14 protein-coding genes are annotated in these 18,979 nt (G+C 47.0%); 7 read left to right on the plus strand and 7 right to left on the minus strand.

Annotation, left to right across the window (positions count from 1 at the left end):
• The first annotated feature begins 191 nt into the window (after positions 1 to 191).
• A complete protein-coding gene (locus MJO52_RS16875; RefSeq protein WP_252083130.1) occupies positions 192 to 1,454 on the plus strand; it encodes a 6-phosphofructokinase in 1,263 nt (420 codons plus the stop codon).
• A 707-nt stretch (positions 1,455 to 2,161) separates the two neighbouring features.
• Positions 2,162 to 3,973 (plus strand): FG-GAP repeat protein, encoded by a 1,812-nt coding sequence (locus MJO52_RS16880; protein ID WP_252083131.1) that lies wholly within the window; start codon positions 2,162 to 2,164, stop codon positions 3,971 to 3,973.
• A 116-nt stretch (positions 3,974 to 4,089) separates the two neighbouring features.
• Here the strand turns inward: MJO52_RS16880 and MJO52_RS16885 are convergent, their stop codons facing one another.
• The 3 genes from MJO52_RS16885 to MJO52_RS16895 all read right to left on the minus strand — a co-directional run bounded on the left by MJO52_RS16885 (position 4,090) and on the right by MJO52_RS16895 (position 7,977).
• Complete coding sequence (locus MJO52_RS16885) at positions 4,090 to 4,455, minus strand: VOC family protein (RefSeq protein ID WP_252083132.1); 366 nt, start codon at positions 4,453 to 4,455, stop codon at positions 4,090 to 4,092.
• A 35-nt stretch (positions 4,456 to 4,490) separates the two neighbouring features.
• Positions 4,491 to 4,865, minus strand: a complete 375-nt coding sequence (locus MJO52_RS16890; protein ID WP_252083133.1) for a hypothetical protein — start codon at positions 4,863 to 4,865, stop codon at positions 4,491 to 4,493.
• Between the two features lie 265 nt (positions 4,866 to 5,130).
• A complete protein-coding gene (locus tag MJO52_RS16895; RefSeq protein ID WP_252083134.1) occupies positions 5,131 to 7,977 on the minus strand; it encodes an ExeM/NucH family extracellular endonuclease in 2,847 nt (948 codons plus the stop codon).
• Positions 7,978 to 8,172: 195 nt separating this feature from the next.
• Between MJO52_RS16895 and MJO52_RS16900 the strand changes: the two genes are divergently transcribed.
• From MJO52_RS16900 to MJO52_RS16910, 3 genes are read left to right on the plus strand one after another with little or no spacing between them, the layout of a single operon-like run.
• On the plus strand, positions 8,173 to 8,712 hold the full coding sequence (locus MJO52_RS16900; protein ID WP_252083135.1) for a MarR family winged helix-turn-helix transcriptional regulator: 540 nt from the start codon (positions 8,173 to 8,175) through the stop codon (positions 8,710 to 8,712).
• Positions 8,709 to 9,665 carry a S41 family peptidase gene (locus tag MJO52_RS16905; RefSeq protein ID WP_252083136.1) on the plus strand — a complete coding sequence of 319 codons (957 nt, stop codon included), beginning with the start codon at positions 8,709 to 8,711 and terminating at the stop codon, positions 9,663 to 9,665. Before MJO52_RS16900 ends, MJO52_RS16905 begins: the two co-directional genes overlap by 4 nt.
• Before the next feature lie 55 nt (positions 9,666 to 9,720).
• Complete coding sequence (locus MJO52_RS16910) at positions 9,721 to 10,191, plus strand: GNAT family N-acetyltransferase (RefSeq protein WP_252083137.1); 471 nt, start codon at positions 9,721 to 9,723, stop codon at positions 10,189 to 10,191.
• Here the strand turns inward: MJO52_RS16910 and MJO52_RS16915 are convergent.
• Entirely contained in the window at positions 10,184 to 10,783 is a 600-nt protein-coding gene (locus tag MJO52_RS16915; protein ID WP_252083138.1) for a pyridoxamine 5'-phosphate oxidase family protein, read from the minus strand. The two genes, MJO52_RS16910 and MJO52_RS16915, sit on opposite strands and share 8 nt — an antisense overlap.
• 103 nt (positions 10,784 to 10,886) lie before the next feature.
• Between MJO52_RS16915 and MJO52_RS16920 the strand changes: the two genes are divergently transcribed.
• Positions 10,887 to 12,359 carry a PLP-dependent aminotransferase family protein gene (locus MJO52_RS16920; protein WP_252083139.1) on the plus strand — a complete coding sequence of 491 codons (1,473 nt, stop codon included), beginning with the start codon at positions 10,887 to 10,889 and terminating at the stop codon, positions 12,357 to 12,359.
• 131 nt (positions 12,360 to 12,490) lie between these two features.
• Complete coding sequence (locus tag MJO52_RS16925; RefSeq protein WP_252083140.1) at positions 12,491 to 13,831, plus strand: hypothetical protein; 1,341 nt, start codon at positions 12,491 to 12,493, stop codon at positions 13,829 to 13,831.
• A gap of 526 nt (positions 13,832 to 14,357) precedes the next feature.
• Here the strand turns inward: MJO52_RS16925 and MJO52_RS16930 are convergent.
• The 3 genes from MJO52_RS16930 to MJO52_RS16940 form a co-directional block, all read right to left on the minus strand.
• A complete protein-coding gene (locus MJO52_RS16930) occupies positions 14,358 to 15,146 on the minus strand; it encodes an alpha/beta hydrolase (protein WP_252083141.1) in 789 nt (262 codons plus the stop codon).
• Positions 15,147 to 15,157: 11 nt separating this feature from the next.
• The gene (locus MJO52_RS16935) at positions 15,158 to 15,535 is read right to left on the minus strand and encodes a YybH family protein (RefSeq protein WP_252083142.1); all 378 of its coding nucleotides are present in this window, start codon (positions 15,533 to 15,535) and stop codon (positions 15,158 to 15,160) included.
• Between the two features lie 866 nt (positions 15,536 to 16,401).
• A complete protein-coding gene (locus MJO52_RS16940; RefSeq protein ID WP_252083143.1) occupies positions 16,402 to 18,864 on the minus strand; it encodes a hypothetical protein in 2,463 nt (820 codons plus the stop codon).
• Between the last annotated feature and the right edge of the window lie 115 nt (positions 18,865 to 18,979).

Consider the following 18,979-nt stretch of genomic DNA (forward strand, 5'->3'; position numbering starts at 1 on the left):
TTTACTCGCTATTCCATTAGACTCCGCCCCCGCACAGATCGGCCTCACCCCCGGTAGGGTGGTAGGAATTTTCCAGCTACGGCCGACACCCGATACGAGCTCCCGGAGTTCCCCACTGGCGCCGCCGAAGAGCGTCCGGCGGACAACCGGATCGGGTCACTTCCCAAGATCTCTATGAAAACAGGATAACCATGTCGAAGAAGAACGCCTTTTACGCGCAGTCCGGTGGTGTGACTGCCGTAATCAATGCCTCCGCCTGCGGCGTAATAGAAGCTGCCCGTGAAAACCAGGACAAAATTGGTAAAGTCTATGCGGGGCTGAACGGCATCCTCGGCGCACTGCGTGAGGAACTGATCGACGTGAGCCAGGAAAGTGTGGAAGACATCGCCGCACTGCGTCACACCCCCTCCGGCGCCTTTGGCTCCTGCCGCTACAAGCTGAAGAGCCTGGAAGAGAACCGCGCAGAGTACGAGCGCCTGATCGAAGTATTCAAGGCCCACGATATCGGCTACTTCTTCTATAACGGCGGCGGCGACTCCGCTGACACCTGCCTGAAAGTCTCGCAGCTGTCTGAGACCATGGGTTACCCAATTCAGGCCATCCATATTCCCAAAACGGTCGACAACGATCTGCCGCTAACCGACAACTGCCCCGGCTTCGGCTCCGTAGCCAAATACGTTGCGGTTTCCACCAAGGAAGCGGCCATGGACGTAGCCTCCATGTGCGCCACCTCCACCAAGGTCTTTATCCTCGAAGTGATGGGTCGTCACGCGGGTTGGATTGCCGCTGCCGGCGCCCTGGCCCAGGAAGAGGAAGGCGATGCACCACATATTATCCTGTTCCCAGAAGTGGCCTTCGATAAAGAGAAGTTCTTGGCCAAGGTGCAAAAGACCGTGGACGAGAAAGGCTACTGCGTAATCGTCGCCTCCGAGGGCGCCCAGTACGAAGACGGCACCTTCCTCGCCGATGCCGGCACTACCGACGCCTTCGGTCACAAGCAGCTGGGCGGTGTGGCACCAACCCTCGCCAATATGATCAAAAGCGAGCTGGGCCTGAAATACCACTGGGCACTGGCCGACTACCTGCAACGCGCCGCCCGCCATATCGCCTCCGCCACCGATGTGGAGCAGGCCTACGCCGTCGGTCGCGCCGCCGTGGAAATGGCGGCAGCCGGCAAAAACGCCATTATGCCGGCAATTATTCGTGCAGAAGGTGAAGAGTACAGCTGGTCTATCGCGGAAGCGCCATTGTCTGAAGTGGCCAACGTCGAAAAATTTATGCCGAAAGAATATATTAGCGAGGACGGCTTCGGCATTACCGATGCGGGACGCGAGTACCTGTTACCGTTAATTCAGGGCGAGGACTACCCACCCTACAAAAACGGCGTACCCCAGTATGCGAAATTAAAAAAGCAGCTGGTGGAAAAGAAGCTGGATACTGAGTTTAAGGTGTAATCTTAAAACTCTTTCATCCAGATTTTAAAAAGCCCCCGAATAAAACCGGGGGCTTTTTTATTGAATATTGTTTAAGCGCTTGTTATTGCTACTCTACATCCAATCAAAATAAAAAATTATTACTATACAATTTAGCTAAATGAAACGTCTGTTCCTGATTTAGCTCTTACTATCTTCAACTCTGACTGCCTGGAGCTGAAATGCCACCAGATCCCCCTTTATTCTCATTTTAAAATCTCAAATATCTTATTGACACCACCAACTTGCCACTAAAGCCAGAAAAAACCATCACCCTAAACCCCCTAAAATTACCGCTAAAAATATCTAACAAGATACTCTTTTCTTTGTGGTAACTTTATATTTTCTCACATCTCAACCAACCCCTAGCATGTAGACACAACCCACTCAAAAAAATCAGCCACAACCGCAGAAATCGCCGCTCCAGCTCACCCACCAAACAAAAATAAAATCAAAAATCCTGAAAATTGCAAAAATACACCCTTCCTTTTGGTACAGAATTCTTAAAGAAACATCCAAATAGCAAGTGGCACAAAAGTACAAAATTTTCAATTCTCGAAAACATAATCTATAGAAGCCCGCCAATTAAAAAAATTTTTGTGAAAATATAAAAATTATAGAAAGTAATATTTGAATTCCTATAGATTCAAACTGCATAATCAGGCGCCAAAGATAACCGGTTAAAAGTTATGAACAGAAAAATTATAAAGATCTCCCTAATTGCCTTACTCCTATCCGGTTGTAGCGGTGGCGGATCTGGTAGCAGTAGCACCGGCGATACTGCTGAAAAAAATCCACCGGTAGCAAGTACCCCTTCAACAGGAGACGGTACTCCACCGGCAACAGAAGATCCCTCAAATGGAGGTGACACCTCTATTGCACCAGAGCAAGTAAAGCTAATTGCTTTAAGTTTTGAGGCAATAAAGAAGTTCCGCTTCGCGTGGATTGATGCTGAAAATGCCAGCCACTATCATTTACTGGAAAACCCCGATGGGGTTTCCGGTTTTAGACGGGTTGCTGAATATATTCCCCAAGGTAATGAATCCCTAACACTCAAACTAGAAACAGCACTCTATTCCCGAACTAATGCGCAATATATTCTACAGGCCTGCAACGGTGAGGGATCTCAAGAAAGATGTAGTGATTCAACGATACTTTCTGTTGACGATTTTTTACTGACCGGAAGCATTGGCTATTTCAAAGCGAGTAATACAGATGCCCACGATGATTTCGGCAAAGCAATCAGCCTTAGTGCTGATGGCCAGACCCTAGCAATAGGGGCACCTCGAGAGGATAGCAACACCACAGGTGTTAATGGAGATGGAAGCAATAATGATGCAGATGAATCCGGTGCGGTGTATATATTTACTCGCAGTGAAAGCGGCTGGCAACAGCAGGCCTACCTTAAAGCCAACAACAATAGAAAGTGGGAGTATTTTGGTTCAGAACTCAGTCTGAATGCCGATGGCCAGACTCTTGCAGTGGGTACTGATAGTGGTGTTTATATCTTCACCCGCAATGAAGATGACTGGCAGCAACAAGCCTACCTTAAGGCCAGTGATACAGATGCCTCTGAAAACTTCGGTGATTCACTCAGCTTTAGTAGCGATGGCCAAACTTTAGCTGTTGGGGCTTCAAGAGAGGATAGCGGAGCAGTCTATATCTTCACCCGAGATAAAGGCACCTGGCAACAGCAGGCCTACATAAAGGCTAGCAATAGCGATGAAAATGACCTTTTTGGTTATACTGTCGGCCTCAGTGCCGATGGCCAGATACTCGGAGTGGGCGCACCAAATGAAAATAGCAGTGCTACCGGTATTAACAACGATCAAAGTAACAATCGTACATATAATTCTGGTGCGGTGTATATCTTTGCCCGCAGTGACAGCGACTGGCAACAACAAGCTTACATAAAAGCTAGTAACACTGATGAAGGTGATTATTTTGGTTCTTCACTCAGTTTAAGCGCAGACGGCAAGGTCCTGGCCATAGGAGCTACAGCTGAGAGTAGCAATGCTTCCGGTATTAATGGCGATGCAAATAACAACCAGGCAACGGGTGCTGGCGCAGCTTATATTTTTATTCGCAACAACGATACTTGGCAGCAACAAGCTTATATTAAGGCAAGTAATACAAATTCTTATGACCGATTTGGTGGATCTCTCAGTCTTAGCGCCGATGGCCAGTCCCTAGCGGTAGGAGCCATTCGGGAGGGTAGCAGTGCCATTGGCATTAATGGCGATGAAGGCGATAATAGTGCAGATTGGTCTGGTGCCGTGTATATCTTCGCCCGAAGTGAGGACAACTGGCAACAGAAGGCCTACCTAAAAGCCAGTAATACCGAAAAGGGAGACTATTTTGGTTTTGGTAATATCAGCCTCAGCGCAGATGGCCAGACCTTGGCGGTAGGGGCCTTTCATGAAGATAGTGGCGCCACGGGCATCGGCGGCAATCAGCAAGATAATTCGGCATACTCTAGCGGAGCAGTATATATCTATTAGCGCTTAATTAGCCGATGAGAAACAAACTGAATTATCAGCTTGAGGGCTCAGTGAAAATTTCTTAGCACCAATCAATAAGCCCCCTCGGGGGCTTATTGATTGGTGCAACCTAAAAATTACTGTTTCTCTCCGATATCTGACCAAACCGCAAATTCATTGCCGCTGGGCTCGGCAAAATGAAAGCGCCTTCCTCCGGGGAAAGAAAAAATAGGTTTGACCACCTTAGCACCGCACCGCTCGACTTTTTGTAACGTATCTTCCAGGTCAGAACTATAGAGTACTACCAACGCGGCACCATTCACTGTTGAGCTGTGCATATCCGCCTGGAAAAAGCCACCGTCCAAGCCTGCGCCGGAGAAAGCGGAGTACTCGGGGCCATAATCTGTAAATTCCCAGCCAAAGGCCTCAGTGAAAAAAGCCTTGGTCTTTGCCAGATTCTTAGATGGGAACTCTACATAATTAATTTTTTCATGATTATCCATACCAAGCTCTCCCGATATTTTAATTTAATTCTCCCCTAACCAACGACGGGTTTTTCCGGTGTATCAACCACCCGAAAACTGCCATTGGCCAGCGCGAGAGGTTGATCGTTATGCATAATAACTGCGCGATCCATCATCAGGTCAAAATCCAACATGGCGTAAAGAACAACTCCACGCCGCCCCTGGTAGATATTCGGCCGATAAACCAGTGCTGCCATGCGTACTCCCATAGGCGCATACGAGTAACTGGCTTCACATACCAGCTTGCCACCGGCAGTGATATAGCAGTTGGATTCTGACTCATAACTGACAACATAGGTGGAGAGATCAGGGAAATCCCCCACCTCGGAATAATGGGTGCCAGTCCACTCCAGGCTTAAACCTACGAGACTTTTGAATGCACACGACATAAAGGGGCGCCCCTGTAACCCAACAAGACAGAACCTAGTATGGTCCTTCTTTCTCCCAAAGGGGGTCATCAGCTTAAAAACAAATGGGGGCAATTAATTTTTTAAGGAGAGCGAAATAAAAAAGACCGCACCACCAGGGTGCGGCCATTCGCTTCTAGGGAAAAGCTATCAACTCAAAGAATCCTGGTGAAGCGACGACAGGGAATTCAAAACCCCAGCGCCAGGGCAACCAGAATATTTATTATTAATCAAAAATTGACATATATCATCGTGGCCAGGAAATTTTTACTACTTGAGAGGCGCTGTCTTCAGCGTCCTCACCATCAGTCACTGTGAGGGTAATTTCGTAATTACCCGTTTGTGCGTAGCGATGTAACGCCCAACGACCGTTGCGCTGCACTCCATCCCCAAAATCCCAGTGGTATTGCAGTTTATTATCACCGCTGTATTGGCTGCGATCTTCTACCCATACCCAACGGAAAAAGCGATGGAGTTTAAAGTTGGCCTGCAGTGAAATCGCATCATCCATCACTTCAACAATCTGTTCTTGTGTGGATACCGCACCGCGATCGTCTTTTACCTGCAAACGTACCAAGTAATTACCCGGCACATCGAAAGTGTGGCTGGGATTTTGCTCGCTACTGGTTACACCGTCGCCGAAATCCCAGGACCAGCTCAACAGCTCACCATCTGCATCAGTGCTGTTATCGATAAAATTCATCAACAACCCTTCAGACTTCCAGCTGAATTCTGCCGTGGGCGCTAGGTTATCTGCACCCAGGTCCAGCTCAACAATTAAGGGATCGTGATCGGATGCACGGAAGGGGCCTGTAGAGTAGAGGTTTTCCTGCTGCTCTAGGCTCTTGTGTTCAAGGTTGTAATCCAGCACTCGCGGTTCATCGGCATTGATATGCCAGTCCACAGCGGCAGTAACCAACGGAGCCAGTGAAGGGCTGGCCAGCGCATGATCCAGATAGCCAGACTGGCCGTCATAGACATAGGAATAAGCTTGTCCCGCTCCGTACCATTCCAGCAGGTCAGTATACCCCGCCCCTTCAAGAGCCGTAATTGGGTTTTCCATGGCGTAGCTGTTGAGGTCGCCCAGCACTAAAACACGGTCAACTCCAGTTCCGGTGGGGTCATTCTCAACCCAACTCACCAGGGCATCGGCAGCTTGAGTACGCAGAGCATTCCAGCAGCCCTGACCATCCCCCTGATCGCTGTTCAGGCTCCCATCTTTTGGACAACTTCCCTTGGATTTAAAGTGGTTCACCACCACGGCGAGACGCTCACCAGAGGAGAGTTCGGCAAATGCCTGTAACAGCGGCTGGCGGTTACCGTCATCAAAAGGATAATCCTGCAGAGTAACGGCACTGCCAATCGGCATAACGCGGTCGCTGCGGTAAATCATGCCCACGGCGATTTCATCACTGCCCAGCTGCGTGAGGTCCGGCTGCACAAACTGGTAGCTCTGTCCTGATGCTGTAGCATTGAGCCCATTGACCAGATCCTGGATGGCACTATCGACACCGTAGCCGTCGTTTTCCAGTTCCATCAAGCCGACAATATCGGCTTCCATACGCAAGATTGCAGAAATAATTTTCTCTCTTTGGCGCTCAAACTCTTCCAAAGTATCGGCGCCGCGCGAAGTGGGGAAGCCACCACCGTTGCCGTCACCATTGAAGTAATTCAGCACGTTAAAGCTGGCAACACGCAGGCTGCCATCACCCGGTAAGATGGGCGCTTCATCGCGTAGATTGACCGGGGTAAATTGGGGGACTTCCACAGGGTGAACACGATAGGCACCAAAGCCGTACCCCATCACACCGGTGAGCCCCTCCAGAGTATCGCCACTGCGCAAGGTGTTAGAAGCGCTGAGACCCGAGGCCGGATAAGGCATTGTCTCGGGATTTTGCACTGTGGAACCATCGTCCAGAATAATCTGGTTGAGTGCGTTGGCTTCCACTTGAGCCGCCGCTGCGGCGCCCGGCATATTATTGTGGGTGGGGATATACAGGCGGCCGTTGGATAGGATCACTTCGCCATAGCGGGCCAGGTTGTAATGACCGTTAACGGTGAGGCTCTGCGGGAATTCAACCAACATCCCTTCGAGCTGCTCCTGCTCTGCCACAGAGCCAAACGGCATCTGTACATTAGCCGCCGTTACCTGATAACCGCTTCCGCAAACGCTGACACCATCAACCTGATTCAACTCAGTGAAATCAAAAAATTCATCGACGATACCCCCCACGCGCACCAGGTCGCCAACTTGCACACTCACACCGAAAGCATTGTCGTGTACAAACAGTCCTTCTGAAGTCGCATCCACGCCATCCTGATCGCTGTCCTCTTCCTGAAGGAAGAAACCGGCCAAGCCGGTATTGGGATCTTGGAAATTGCCGACAACCACCGCCTCAATTTCGTGGCGCTCGCCTTCAAGCGCACTCGCGGTGCCGCTGCCCTGTATCTGGCTGATTAAGGTTGCTGCATCGCCACAGGCCCCAAGCTCAATACCGCCATTACCGTCACCATCTCCATTGCCACCATCGGCGCCGTGCCAGCCCAGGTGATCAAAGTTATTCAACCCCTCACTGGACCACTCCAGAGCAGGATCGAAGATGCCGCTTCCATCGGTTCGGCCTGTCTGCACATCCAGATTGCGTACCAGTGTTTGGTTTTGTGTGCCGAGGCTGCTATTGCCCCACTGGCTGCCGGGGTCAGTACCAATTTGGCCGATCACATCAACAAAACCATTGGGGCCTACCAGCGCTACGGCATCATCACCATTAAACAGGCCGCTGGTATAAATCTGGTCGGCCTGATCCAGCAACGCCGCATCGGCACTGCCGTGGGCCAGAACAAATACCGCACCGCCCTGCAGGGTGCCACTCAAAGCAATGTTCGCGGAGGCGCTATCGGAACCATTGAAAAAAAGCTGGATGGCGTAATCACTCAGATCAATCGCAGTTTCACCGCCATTAAAAATTTCCAGCGCTTTATTGTTACCACTGCCCTCAATGTACTCCGAGATAATGAGGTCGCTGGCTTGGACCTCTGCAGCCATCAGTGGAAGACCCAGGGCTGCCAGAGCAGCCAAGCCAAATTGTTTCATCGTCGTTATTCCCAGTTGCCTGATACGGATTAAGCGGCGCAAAGAGTGGCGGGGAATTCCTAAATTTCGATGAAACAAATGTTAAATTTCGGTTTCAATGTGTGGTGATTGGAAAGGCTTGGCATTTGCCGGCAACCTAAAAACGTGTGTCCGCGATCAAGCGAAGGGTTAACGGGTTCACAGGAGGTTGAGGAAATGCCACAGCGTAGGGAGATACTCTACAATCATTTATATAAGCACTTATATAAATTCAACACTATGAAATACAGCCAGTTGGGTACTCGCCTCAGGCATTTAATCGAATTACTGGACGGCGATGTCGCAGATAGTTACCGCACCTGCGGTATTAAAAACTACAAGCCGCGTTATACACCGGTGATGCGAGCCCTTATCCACAAGAGCCCGGTCACCATCAATGAAATCGCGGCCAGTGCCGCAATCTCCCAGCCGGCGGTTAGCCAGACAGTCAGAGATATGGTCCAGCAGGGATTGTTAGAAATCCTCACCGGGGAGGATGCACGCCAGCGCAAGGTCCGCCTCAGCCGTAAAGGCCAGCGCTTACTACCAAAGCTTGAAGTCCACTGGCAAGCCACCGTTGAAGCGGAACGTTCATTAAATCGGCAACTGTCTACACCTCTAACAGCACTCGTCGAAGAGGCGATTGCCGCTCTGCAGGAACACCCCTATCTCGATCGCATTCAGCAGTGCATTGCCAAGGAGAATAAAAAGCCATGAAACTGATTGCCGCCTTCAGCCTGGTCCTGTGCCACACCATCTCTTCAGCGACTTACGCAAGCGATGAGGATTGCCAGTTTAATCCCACCGTAGTTATCCAATCCGCCGCCAGCGCTATTGCAGAAACTTATATACTCGCAGACAAAGCCCAAAGCGTTTCCCTGGCGTTGTCTGAGATGGCCAGTAGCCCTGAAGCTTTGCGCCTTTGCCGGGACTCCGAAAGTTTTGCCAAGCTAATTACCGAGAAAATCCGAACACTGTCTGGAGACAAGCACTTCTATTTGGAGCCGGTAAGCCCTAATGAAGATTCCAACAATTGGATAGCACAGTGGCGGGCTGAGGCGCCCAAGAACAACTATGGTGTAAAGAAACTAGAGTTATTGCCCGGTAATATTGCCTACTTCAAACTCTCTTCATTCCACACTTTTGAAAATGCACGGCAAAGCCTGGCCGCGGCATTTACCCTGCTGCAACACAGTGACGGGCTGATATTGGACCTGCGCAATAATGGCGGTGGTGATAGTGATACAGCCACCGCCATCCTTGAGTCCTTTGTCGACCCCACTAAACCCCTGCCATATGTCATTGAAACCAGAGAGAAGCAACATTCCCCTGAACGCATCAAAGAACTTCCTTGGCCAGCCTATGGCACCCATAGACCCATGGTAGTACTGATCAATGGGCGCTCCTTCTCTGCATCAGAAAGCATCGCCTTCTCGCTGCAACAACTGGGTAGAGCCACTATTATCGGTAGTGCCAGCGCCGGCGGAGCCCATATGATGGATGCGCCTCAGACCCTGCCATTTAGCTTTGAGATTGGAATTCCCTCTAGTCGCCCGGTTTCGACTTTATCTAAGGAACTAGTTAACTGGGAGGGTCAGGGGGTGAGGCCGAATATTAAAACTAGCGAACAAGAAATTTTGCAGGTGGCATTAGAGGTTCTTAAAAAGTAAACTGCGTTTTAAAGCACACCCAAACTTTAAAACAATGGAATTGTAGAACTCAACAATGCGTACCTCTTTACAACCTATAACACAGAATAACTATGAGGCGGTCTGCGATCTGGATGTCGCCGAAGCGCAGCAAGAATACGTCGCCTGTAATATGTGGTCACTGGTGGAGGCACAGTTCAATTCTGGATATGAAACCCGTGCGATTTATACGGGAGAAAAGCCCGTTGGTTTTCTTATGTGGGTGAAAGAGAGCCGTGAAAAAATTTCCATTTGGAGATTTATGGTTGACCAGAAGCAGCAGGGGAAGGGGATAGGTAGGGCAGCGCTTCAGCTAGCCCTACAAGAAATCCGGCAAACACCCAATATCGAGCAAATAGAAATCTGCTACAACCCCAAAAACCCAGTGGCTAAAGACTTTTATTCCAGTTTTGGTTTTACTGAAATGGGTATGGATAAGGACAACGAAGATATGCTTGCCATTATCAACCTCACCAATAAAACTCCTGAAGAGGCTGATGCTATTTAAACGGGCAGGCGGGCTTAGTGCCACTCCAGACCGGTAAATCGAGATCTTCTTTATTGTCTGATGGCGCCCCTGTGCGACTCTTAAAAGAACCTTCCTCTATGGTCAGGCGCATTAGGGCCGTACCCTTGCGCTCCTGAGTATTTGGAGCGCGCACCTGGCTCCAGCGGCCGGGCTCGATATCTTCGATAATAGATTTGAAAACCGCATCAAACTCCTCTGGGTCCTGTACCCGCGCACCGCGGCAAAACAAAACTGCCGAGCGATAGTTGGCACTGTGATGAAAGGCGGATTTAGCCAGGACCCATTCGTCATAGTGGGCAAAGGAAATACACACCTGCTGCCCCGAATCCAGTAATTTCTGCAGCCGGCTTTTATTGGCCACATGAAAATACAAAAAGTCCCCATGGCGCCATACCGTCATGGGAATAACAATCACTTCACCATCCTGGGTAAAACCAATATGCCCGAGCTTCAGTTCATCGACCAAACGATAAATATCCTCGCGGCGATAACTGGCCCTCTTGGCAGCACGGCGCACCCGGCTTTTCGCAGTAACCGACAGTTCACTCTTTGCGGAATCTAAAACTACCATTCTTAAAAACTCCCACAACGATTTATCAACAACAGATATCGCCAATATAGGGAGTTACTGGTACTCTGATTAGATCCAGTTTTAATCAGTTAATGGTGCCAGTTTGAGTAGCCCCGATTTTGCCGACTTAATCCTGGACCCCAGGCAACCGTTACAAAGCCAGCTATACCGCAGCCTGGTGGAGTGGATTTGCAGCGGCCGTCTCTCAGCAGGGAGTAAGCTCCCCTCCTCTCGCAGACTATCCTCCACCCTGAATATCAGCCGCAATACGGTCACACTGGTGCTAGAGCAGCTCAAAGCAGAGGGTTTTGTTACCAGCCGTGTCGGACAGGGCGTTTTTGTATCCAGTACCCTGCCCGCTTACGTACAGAAAACACAGCATCAGGCATGGTATTCCCAAGACTCCGATGGTACAGCTCCCTTACCAGGGCTCTCAGCCCTTGGCCAAAAGCTGCAGACAGCCACGGCATTTAAAACCGACAGCGGCGTATCTCTACCTTTTTCACCGGGTATACCGGACCTCAATGCCTTTCCCTTATCTATTTGGTCCAGACTCTACAGGCGCCACAAAGATAGGTTTCCACTGCTTAGCTATGGGCACAGCCAGGGCCATCCACCCTTACGCTGGGCACTGGCAGAATACCTGCGCAGCTGCCGCGGAGTGCTCTGTGATGAAAGCCAGATCATCATAACCAATGGCGCCCAGGAAGCCTTGAGCCTGTGCGCACAAGTGCTACTTGGCCCCGGAGATACCGCCATCATGGAAAACCCTGGCTACCGCCGCGCCCGCTGGGTATTTCAAACCTGCGGCGCCAAGTTGGCATTGGCCGAATTGCAAAGCGGCTATTTAGACGTGGATGCACTGACCAAAAGCCAACTGCACGGCAAAGTCCTCTACACCACGCCAACCCATCAGTACCCCATGGGCGGAGTGATGCCTGCCAGTGAACGGCTAAAGCTGTTGGACTGGGCCAGCAAGACGCAATGCTGGATTTTAGAAGATGACTACGACAGCGAATTTTCCTTTAAGCACAAACCTGTCGCCGCTCTCCAAGGAATGGCAGAGCATACCCCGGTTATCTATATGGGCAGTTTCAGTAAAAGTCTGCAGCCCGGCCTGCGTTTAGGTTACATGATCGTTCCCAAACCCTTTGTACAGGCATTTGCTCGAGCAAAGGAAATACTCTCCGGCCACTCCCCCCTACTTGCCCAGGCGGTTGTTGCCGACTTTATTGACGAGGGACACTTCGTACGACACCTGCGTAAAATGCGCATCAACTATCGGGAAAAATGGCTGCATTTTTGCGATTTGGCACGAGATAAACTGGAACCCCAGGCGCAGCTCATCGCAAGTAGCGCCGGAATGCACGTGGTACTCGCCACGCCCGGCAGGAATGACCTAGAACTGTCAAAGCAATTAGCCCAGCACCGCTTCGGTAGCACGCCACTTTCTTTTTTCTATCCCGACAAATCATTGAACCATGGCCTGGTATTAGGGTTTGCCAATACCAGTAAACAACAGCGAGAGGACTGTATAGATCTTCTGCAGAGTTTTTTGACACACTCATTCAGATAGCAAACTTTTTTGGCACAAGTATTGATCTATGGGGATCGAATTCAACTAGGCTAGGGTTTATGCACAATTCCAGCCAAACTTTAGATACTAACCAAACAAAAACGGCAACCTCGCCAACAGCATGGCTAGCCATGATAAGCCTTTTTTTAGGCGCCGCCTGTATCCAACTGGTCATTATGCGCTACCTGAATGGCGAGATGGCGCCACAGGCCTTTGCAGCCGCATTAGAGCAGCTTATTCGAACGGAAGAAGTCCCCGCAGCCCTTAAATCTTTAGCCATATTTTTTACCCCACACATCACCAGCCTGACCTACTCACTGCATTTTGCCATTCTACTTGCCGGGGTACTCTTAATATTGCGGGTATTGATGACCCTAGGCGCCCTACTTATGTTTGTGAGTTTCATATTATTATGGGGCTTTACTTATATGGGCGAAAATAGCTGGTTCTTTGAATTTTTATCACCGGCTTTATATGCATTAGTCTTAGCAGTAAGCAGCTGTAGCTTCACCCCAAATATTCAGAAACCATCCGATCAGGCCTCATCTTATCCAACGCCCTATCACCAGCGTCTATTGGGCAGTATTCTGGCACCCGATATAAGCTTTTTGTCCTGGTGCCTCTGGGTGATTGTGGCATCTAGCGTGTTTTTCGCGATATTTTTGATGTCGCGCAACGGCGGCAATCACATACTTCTAGCCAGCCTTTTATCCAGTATCACCATTGCCGTCCTAGTAATACTTTCAAAATTTTTAGACCGATATCGCATGGTCTTACAGACAGAACAATCCAACCTACTGCTAGGGCGTTGGATTAACCTATTCACCATCACCATTGGTGTTATGTTGATTTTCCAGGTTTATGAAGACAGCTTACTGAACTGGTTTACCGTAGAGGGCTATAGAGGGCTGGTGGACTCCTATGTAGAATACGGAAACACCCCGCTATGGTTTCGCAACGCATTAGCCTGGGTTGCAGAGCATGCCAATATTTTTATGCCCATTCAAAGGATTTTCGAAGTCTCTGCCGCAATCTGTATGGTCATATTAGTTTTTCGGTTCCCTATTTTTCTATTAACTACCGGACTATTCGCCATTCTCTCCTTTACCGAATTTGGAGTAACCAATGTTTGGCCCCCAGCCCCTGGCAAGCCCCCGGCCTGGGTGTTTGAGCTACTACTCACAACTTTAGTGAGCTTAACCTGTGGCCTTTATTATCTTTTTGATGCTTTGAAATGCAAATCCTGGCGTTACTGGCTGCTTGGTTCCAAGGTGTTTGAATCCATATCTAAGCTGGATAAATATCTATTGTTTATCTTGTTTTTCATCCTGGAAATAATTGTATTTTCAGTGAGCCCATCCAGCAAAGAAAACGATATAATAGCATTGCACTTGGCAGCACTCACACTGATTCCTTTATTTTATATATTGATACTTATAGATATTTATAGAAAAGACAGCACAAAACACTAATCATCAATCAGACTTAATCTTGGCTAAACTGATAAGCGTCCATTCGCGGCTCTCTACTCTTTTATCCACATAATTTATTCACACAAAAATTTAGCACAGGAATCAGAAAAACCTAAACCAAAGGCTTGGATAAAAATTCAATATCAAAAACAGATTACTAAAGAATTAAAAGCTTATTAAAGCTGAACACAGCATTTCCATATTAAAAAAACAGACATACTCTGAGACATACAACTTGGTTGTCAATAGAGGCTTATCTTTACTACTTGAAACCAAGTTAGAAAAATTAAGCCATTTATTTAAAAGATACCCCACCAAGGTTTTCTCTACAATTTATTTCAAAACTTTAAATACTGTTTAGACAGGAGGACATGGACATTACTTGTCATGCCCTAGTTTTAGAACTAAACAAAAATATGATTCAAGAGATAACTTAGCACCTCATCATCTTCGACAACTAATCTTTCAAGCAGATCAAGATGATCACGATTATTTGCAATGATAAAATGACAGGGATTTCCGGACTTTAATAGCTTTTCTTGATACTCCTTTGTCTGACGAAAAACTCAGGGGTATCAAATTCAGGTACTATCAAATGTAGTGGACAGAGCTTTCTACCTTCTCTTAGCAGCATTAACTGTGGGCTTACCTTCTCCGCCGACTCCATTGACATATTAATCGTGTCATTGACAAAGCTATTCACCAGTGGACGGATATCGAAAAGCCCAGCCAGAGAAAATGCGCCTTTGAACTTATCCTGCGTAGATTTTGAAATATCAAACTGGCTCCAATCTGTCTGATGTAACATCCCTACTAACTGACCACCTGCCGAGTGCCCCACCAGGTAAACTGCAGACGTACCTCTCAGCTCTGCCTCTTTAAGTACCTTAGCCATTGCATACTGTGTCTGTTTTACTATGGACTCCATAGGCACGCCATTATTCCAATCCTGGGCCATACGATAACCAGGCATATAAACAGCAATCCCTTTTCTATTAAAAGGCTCAGCCAGGAAAGAAAACTGCTCTTTTGAGAACCATTGCCACCAACCTCCGTGGATATAAATGACTATGGGTGCATCTTCAGCAACATTCTCAGGCCTAAAAATATCCATTGAGCCTGATAATTCCCCTTCCCCAAAACTAACTGTTTGTAGTCCACCTTTGATCGCCTGTCGGTAATTGGAGCTGTGACTCTCTGTGAATTCTACATGAGCTGGTAACAATTTTTCTGGCGGCAAACGATGATTCCACAGAGTCGGATTGTACTGTTCGTCAGTTTTTTCCCGGGTAAAACTATTCCAATATTCGTTCATGTTATATCCTTTCACTTCGCATTTTTGTCCAAGGCTTCAAAATGGTCCTCACGCAGGCGCATAGTGCCGTCCTCCTGGAGAACCCAGAGCTCTCGTGTAATTACTCCTTGCGCGTTATTCATTCTCCAGTTGCTGGAAAGTACGGTTGAAGTGTCATCTATTGCCTCGATTTTTGTATCCAGGTAAGTCACATCTGAGAACCCCTGAGCCACAAGATTTTCCCAGAAAGCCTGTATCTGCTCCCGCCCCTGGAATAGCCCAAATGGCTTGGCCATCATTTGCGCATCCTTTTCGTACATAGAAGCGCAGCCTTCTGCATTTCCTTGGTTGAAAAATGACTTCCAACGCTCGCTGGCTATTACAGTTTTTTCAATTAATGCCTTATTCAAATCAGATTCCTCTTCACGATAATTAAGTATTAACTTTCTGCAAGCATAGTGCCCCAGACACCGCCTTTTGATAAACAGCCATAAAGTTAAATTAGTATTTAGAAGAATTAAACAATGAAACCCTATCTAGAAGATATGCAACTATTTCTAGCTGTTGTTAAAGTGTGCAGTTTTACAGCAGTGGCTAATAGCCTGGCACGTACTAGACCGGCAAAGCCAAACGGTAACCCAACTGGAAAGAGGTCTGGGAATGAGGCTACTATACCGAAGTACCCGAGCGCTCTCGTTAATGTAAGCAGGCACGCAGTTCTACATTACTTGCCATAAAATAAGTATCCACCATTTTTATGGTCTAAATAAATCAACTGGTAGATCCTCTCCTGATGTAACGATACACCGCTATATCTATTTAAATAGATGGCAGTCTGCTGAAGATTTAGCTCTTTCCGAGTTAGGCTGTCTATTTGTTGCCACACAACACCAATCACTTTCCGTGCCTTATCCGCTTGCAGGCTTCTTAGCTCCTCAAGCTTGTGTGCTTGCCTTAGGCAATATCCTCGCAATCCAGTATTGCCTCATAGCTCTCAACTGATCGTCAGAGGGTACCTCATCAAGAGCTTTGCTATTACTTTCTGGAAGTGTCCAGCTTTTCTTAGGCTGTAAACCTGGTATCGCTCGTTCTTACTCAGTTGATTTCAACTCATCAGAGCCGATATCTTGGTTGGGAGAGGTGACGATTCTCTCAACTAAGCCCTCCCTTACCAATTGCACTTATTATTCGAAACCAAGACCAGATGGAATTCCAGACAATCCTATCTATAAAAACGCCCGCTAAAGCGGGCGTTTTTATAAGAGCTTTTTAGTTCTTACTCTCCAATATCATGGAGGGTCCAAATTCTTGACGCAGTAGTATCACTACAGTCTCCTTTTGAAAGAGCCCCAACACCACTATTAGTACTCAGTTTTACTGTTTTCAGGCATTCACCGGTAGCTCTATTCCTAATACTGAAATGGTTGACCCCAGAATAGTTATATGGACCAAGAAAATCCCAGGTCGTAGAATCACTCGGCACACTGCTTGGCACTAACTGTTGATATTTAAGAGTGTCGGTATCGTTACTGTCTTCGATATACTTGTCATTAGTGATATCATAGATCATGTAACCACCATTATATTTTACGAGTGCCATGTCTGTCAGACTACACGATCCATTGAAATAGGCAGTCTGACCCGTGCCTGCGTTTGCAGTATATCTTTTACCCATACAACGACCAACAGTCGATGTATTATCCTTTAGATAGATTCTCTCCGCATTTGAGGAATTCGGTAAATCTACAATATCAAATGCAAATAATTCTCTTACTGCTGTATCAAGATGACAGCTAGCGGCAACTAGACTTCCCAGGTAGTGAAGGCACCTTCCGGTATCACGATTTTGCAGACCAAAAACACCATCACCATTCCAGTCTGAAAAATCCCAAGTAGCAATATCTCCTATCGCAGGGGAAAATAAGATCCCAGTACCTTCCATATTTATCAAATTCAATCCATTATGCGACACACGATAGCCGCCGTTGTATGGAAGAATTTGATAGATAACCGAGTCTATATCACAGCTTACAGTTGCACCAACAATGTTAATGCACTTTCCTTTTCCGGTATGTCTCATACTGACTAAGGAATGGGTATCAGGGATATCGACTCCATTAACCTCCCAAAAATCACCTTCAATTTCATCACAATTAACCGCTGTGAGGCTGGCATTATCATCAAGTGCTAAACATCTTCCTGTACTCGCATTAATAAAATTAGGATAAGGGTCTAAGCCCAAAGCACCTTCTTTTTCCGCTATCCACTTGGAGTCCAACCCTTCTCCAGACCGAATAACAAAGCCATCAGAGTCTTCGCCTTTGTCTTTAAAATTCCTGTTATCAGATATCCGAGTTATTTTAAATCCATCTTCAAATGGACGGAACATAAAAACATTTTTACTTATATCGCAAGTATACTGTGCTTTTGCATCTGAACCGACACATAAATCAGTATCTAAATGTTTCAGTCTCACACCACTATAGGTTGGCACCTCAAAAGCTTCATAGAATCGCATTGTATCTTCATCTAGTTGGGCCACAGCTTCCGGAATGGTGTGACTATACCAGTCCCAAGAGTCTACAACCGCTGCCAAATTATGAAGAATATGGTTTCTTTCTGCTTCAGCAGGATATTTAGAGTCTTCAGAATATACTCCCGTCGGGGTAATATCCTTTTCCAAATAGCTTGTTCGGGCAGCCTCACAGGAACTTGACCCTGGAGCTGTATAAGAGTGGCTATAATAATTATCTGAATATTTATAACGACTATCACACTCGGTTAGCATTAGCTCTCTGTAGGCGCCCAATTCTGAATTATATACATCTACAGCTGCAGAAATCATACCCGGTATTTTTGTACTTTCAGTAATGAAAATACCAAGCATTTCCAGTACCGCTTTGTATGAGTCAAACTCGTCACCGATTACCCGGTCAAAAGTTAAAAAAGTATTAAAGTCTGCATTACAGTTCGCTACGGAACCCTCTGGGGTAGTTAAATAAGAATCAATAAATTCTGAAGTGTCATACTTAATTGTTTTTAGCAATTCAAGATCAACGAGTTCATCGCTATCTATACCATTCCAGGTTGGATAAACTTCCTGGCTAAAACAGAAACGATTAAACTCTCTTCTGTGCAACAATTCCATTTGAATAATGGAAACAAAAGCTGGCGCAACATTGTAAACTAAAGAATCATACTTGGCTTTAGTTACTACTGGGCTTTCTGCATACACTTCATCCAGTGTATTTTTTATTGTGCCCCCTAATTTTACTGCCAGCTGTTGATAAGCATCTGCAGCCTCATTGTGGTAAGATAAGTTGCCCAAATCAATAATATTTTGTTTTGAAGATGATAAAATTGATTTTAGCTCGTTAAGATCAGCTTCAACAAAGGCCGATTCCAGATCAGAGATCCTATTATTGAATTGCTGCAAGCAACCAACAAGCTGTGGATCTGCACCGTCTGTGGTTTCTGTGACAAACCCCCCAGTTATTGAACCATAAACAACTGGATACAAGCTTTTTAATATTGGAAAGTTAGAAGCGCCAAGCGTTGTGTTTATTACATTGTGGGCAACAACCATTCCTATCGCTTGACCATCAAGCTTTACAGCTGAGGTGGCTTCTCTTGAAGCATAGTCATAACAAGCGCCAGTTAGTTCTGCTGCGCTGGCAGACTGGTAAGCAACAGCTAGGGCAACACCTGCACATAAGCCTACCCGTTTCATAATTTTCATTTATTTAGACCTCTTAAGAGATTTTTTACATTTAAATTAGAGCAAATTCCCATTTAAATTTAGCCAAATAAGCTAAACAAAAGTAAGGTCCAGTTTCGAAAAAACCATGGTGCCA

Source organism: Microbulbifer variabilis (genome assembly GCF_023716485.1).
GTDB classification, from domain to species: Bacteria; Pseudomonadota; Gammaproteobacteria; order Pseudomonadales; family Cellvibrionaceae; genus Microbulbifer; species Microbulbifer variabilis_B.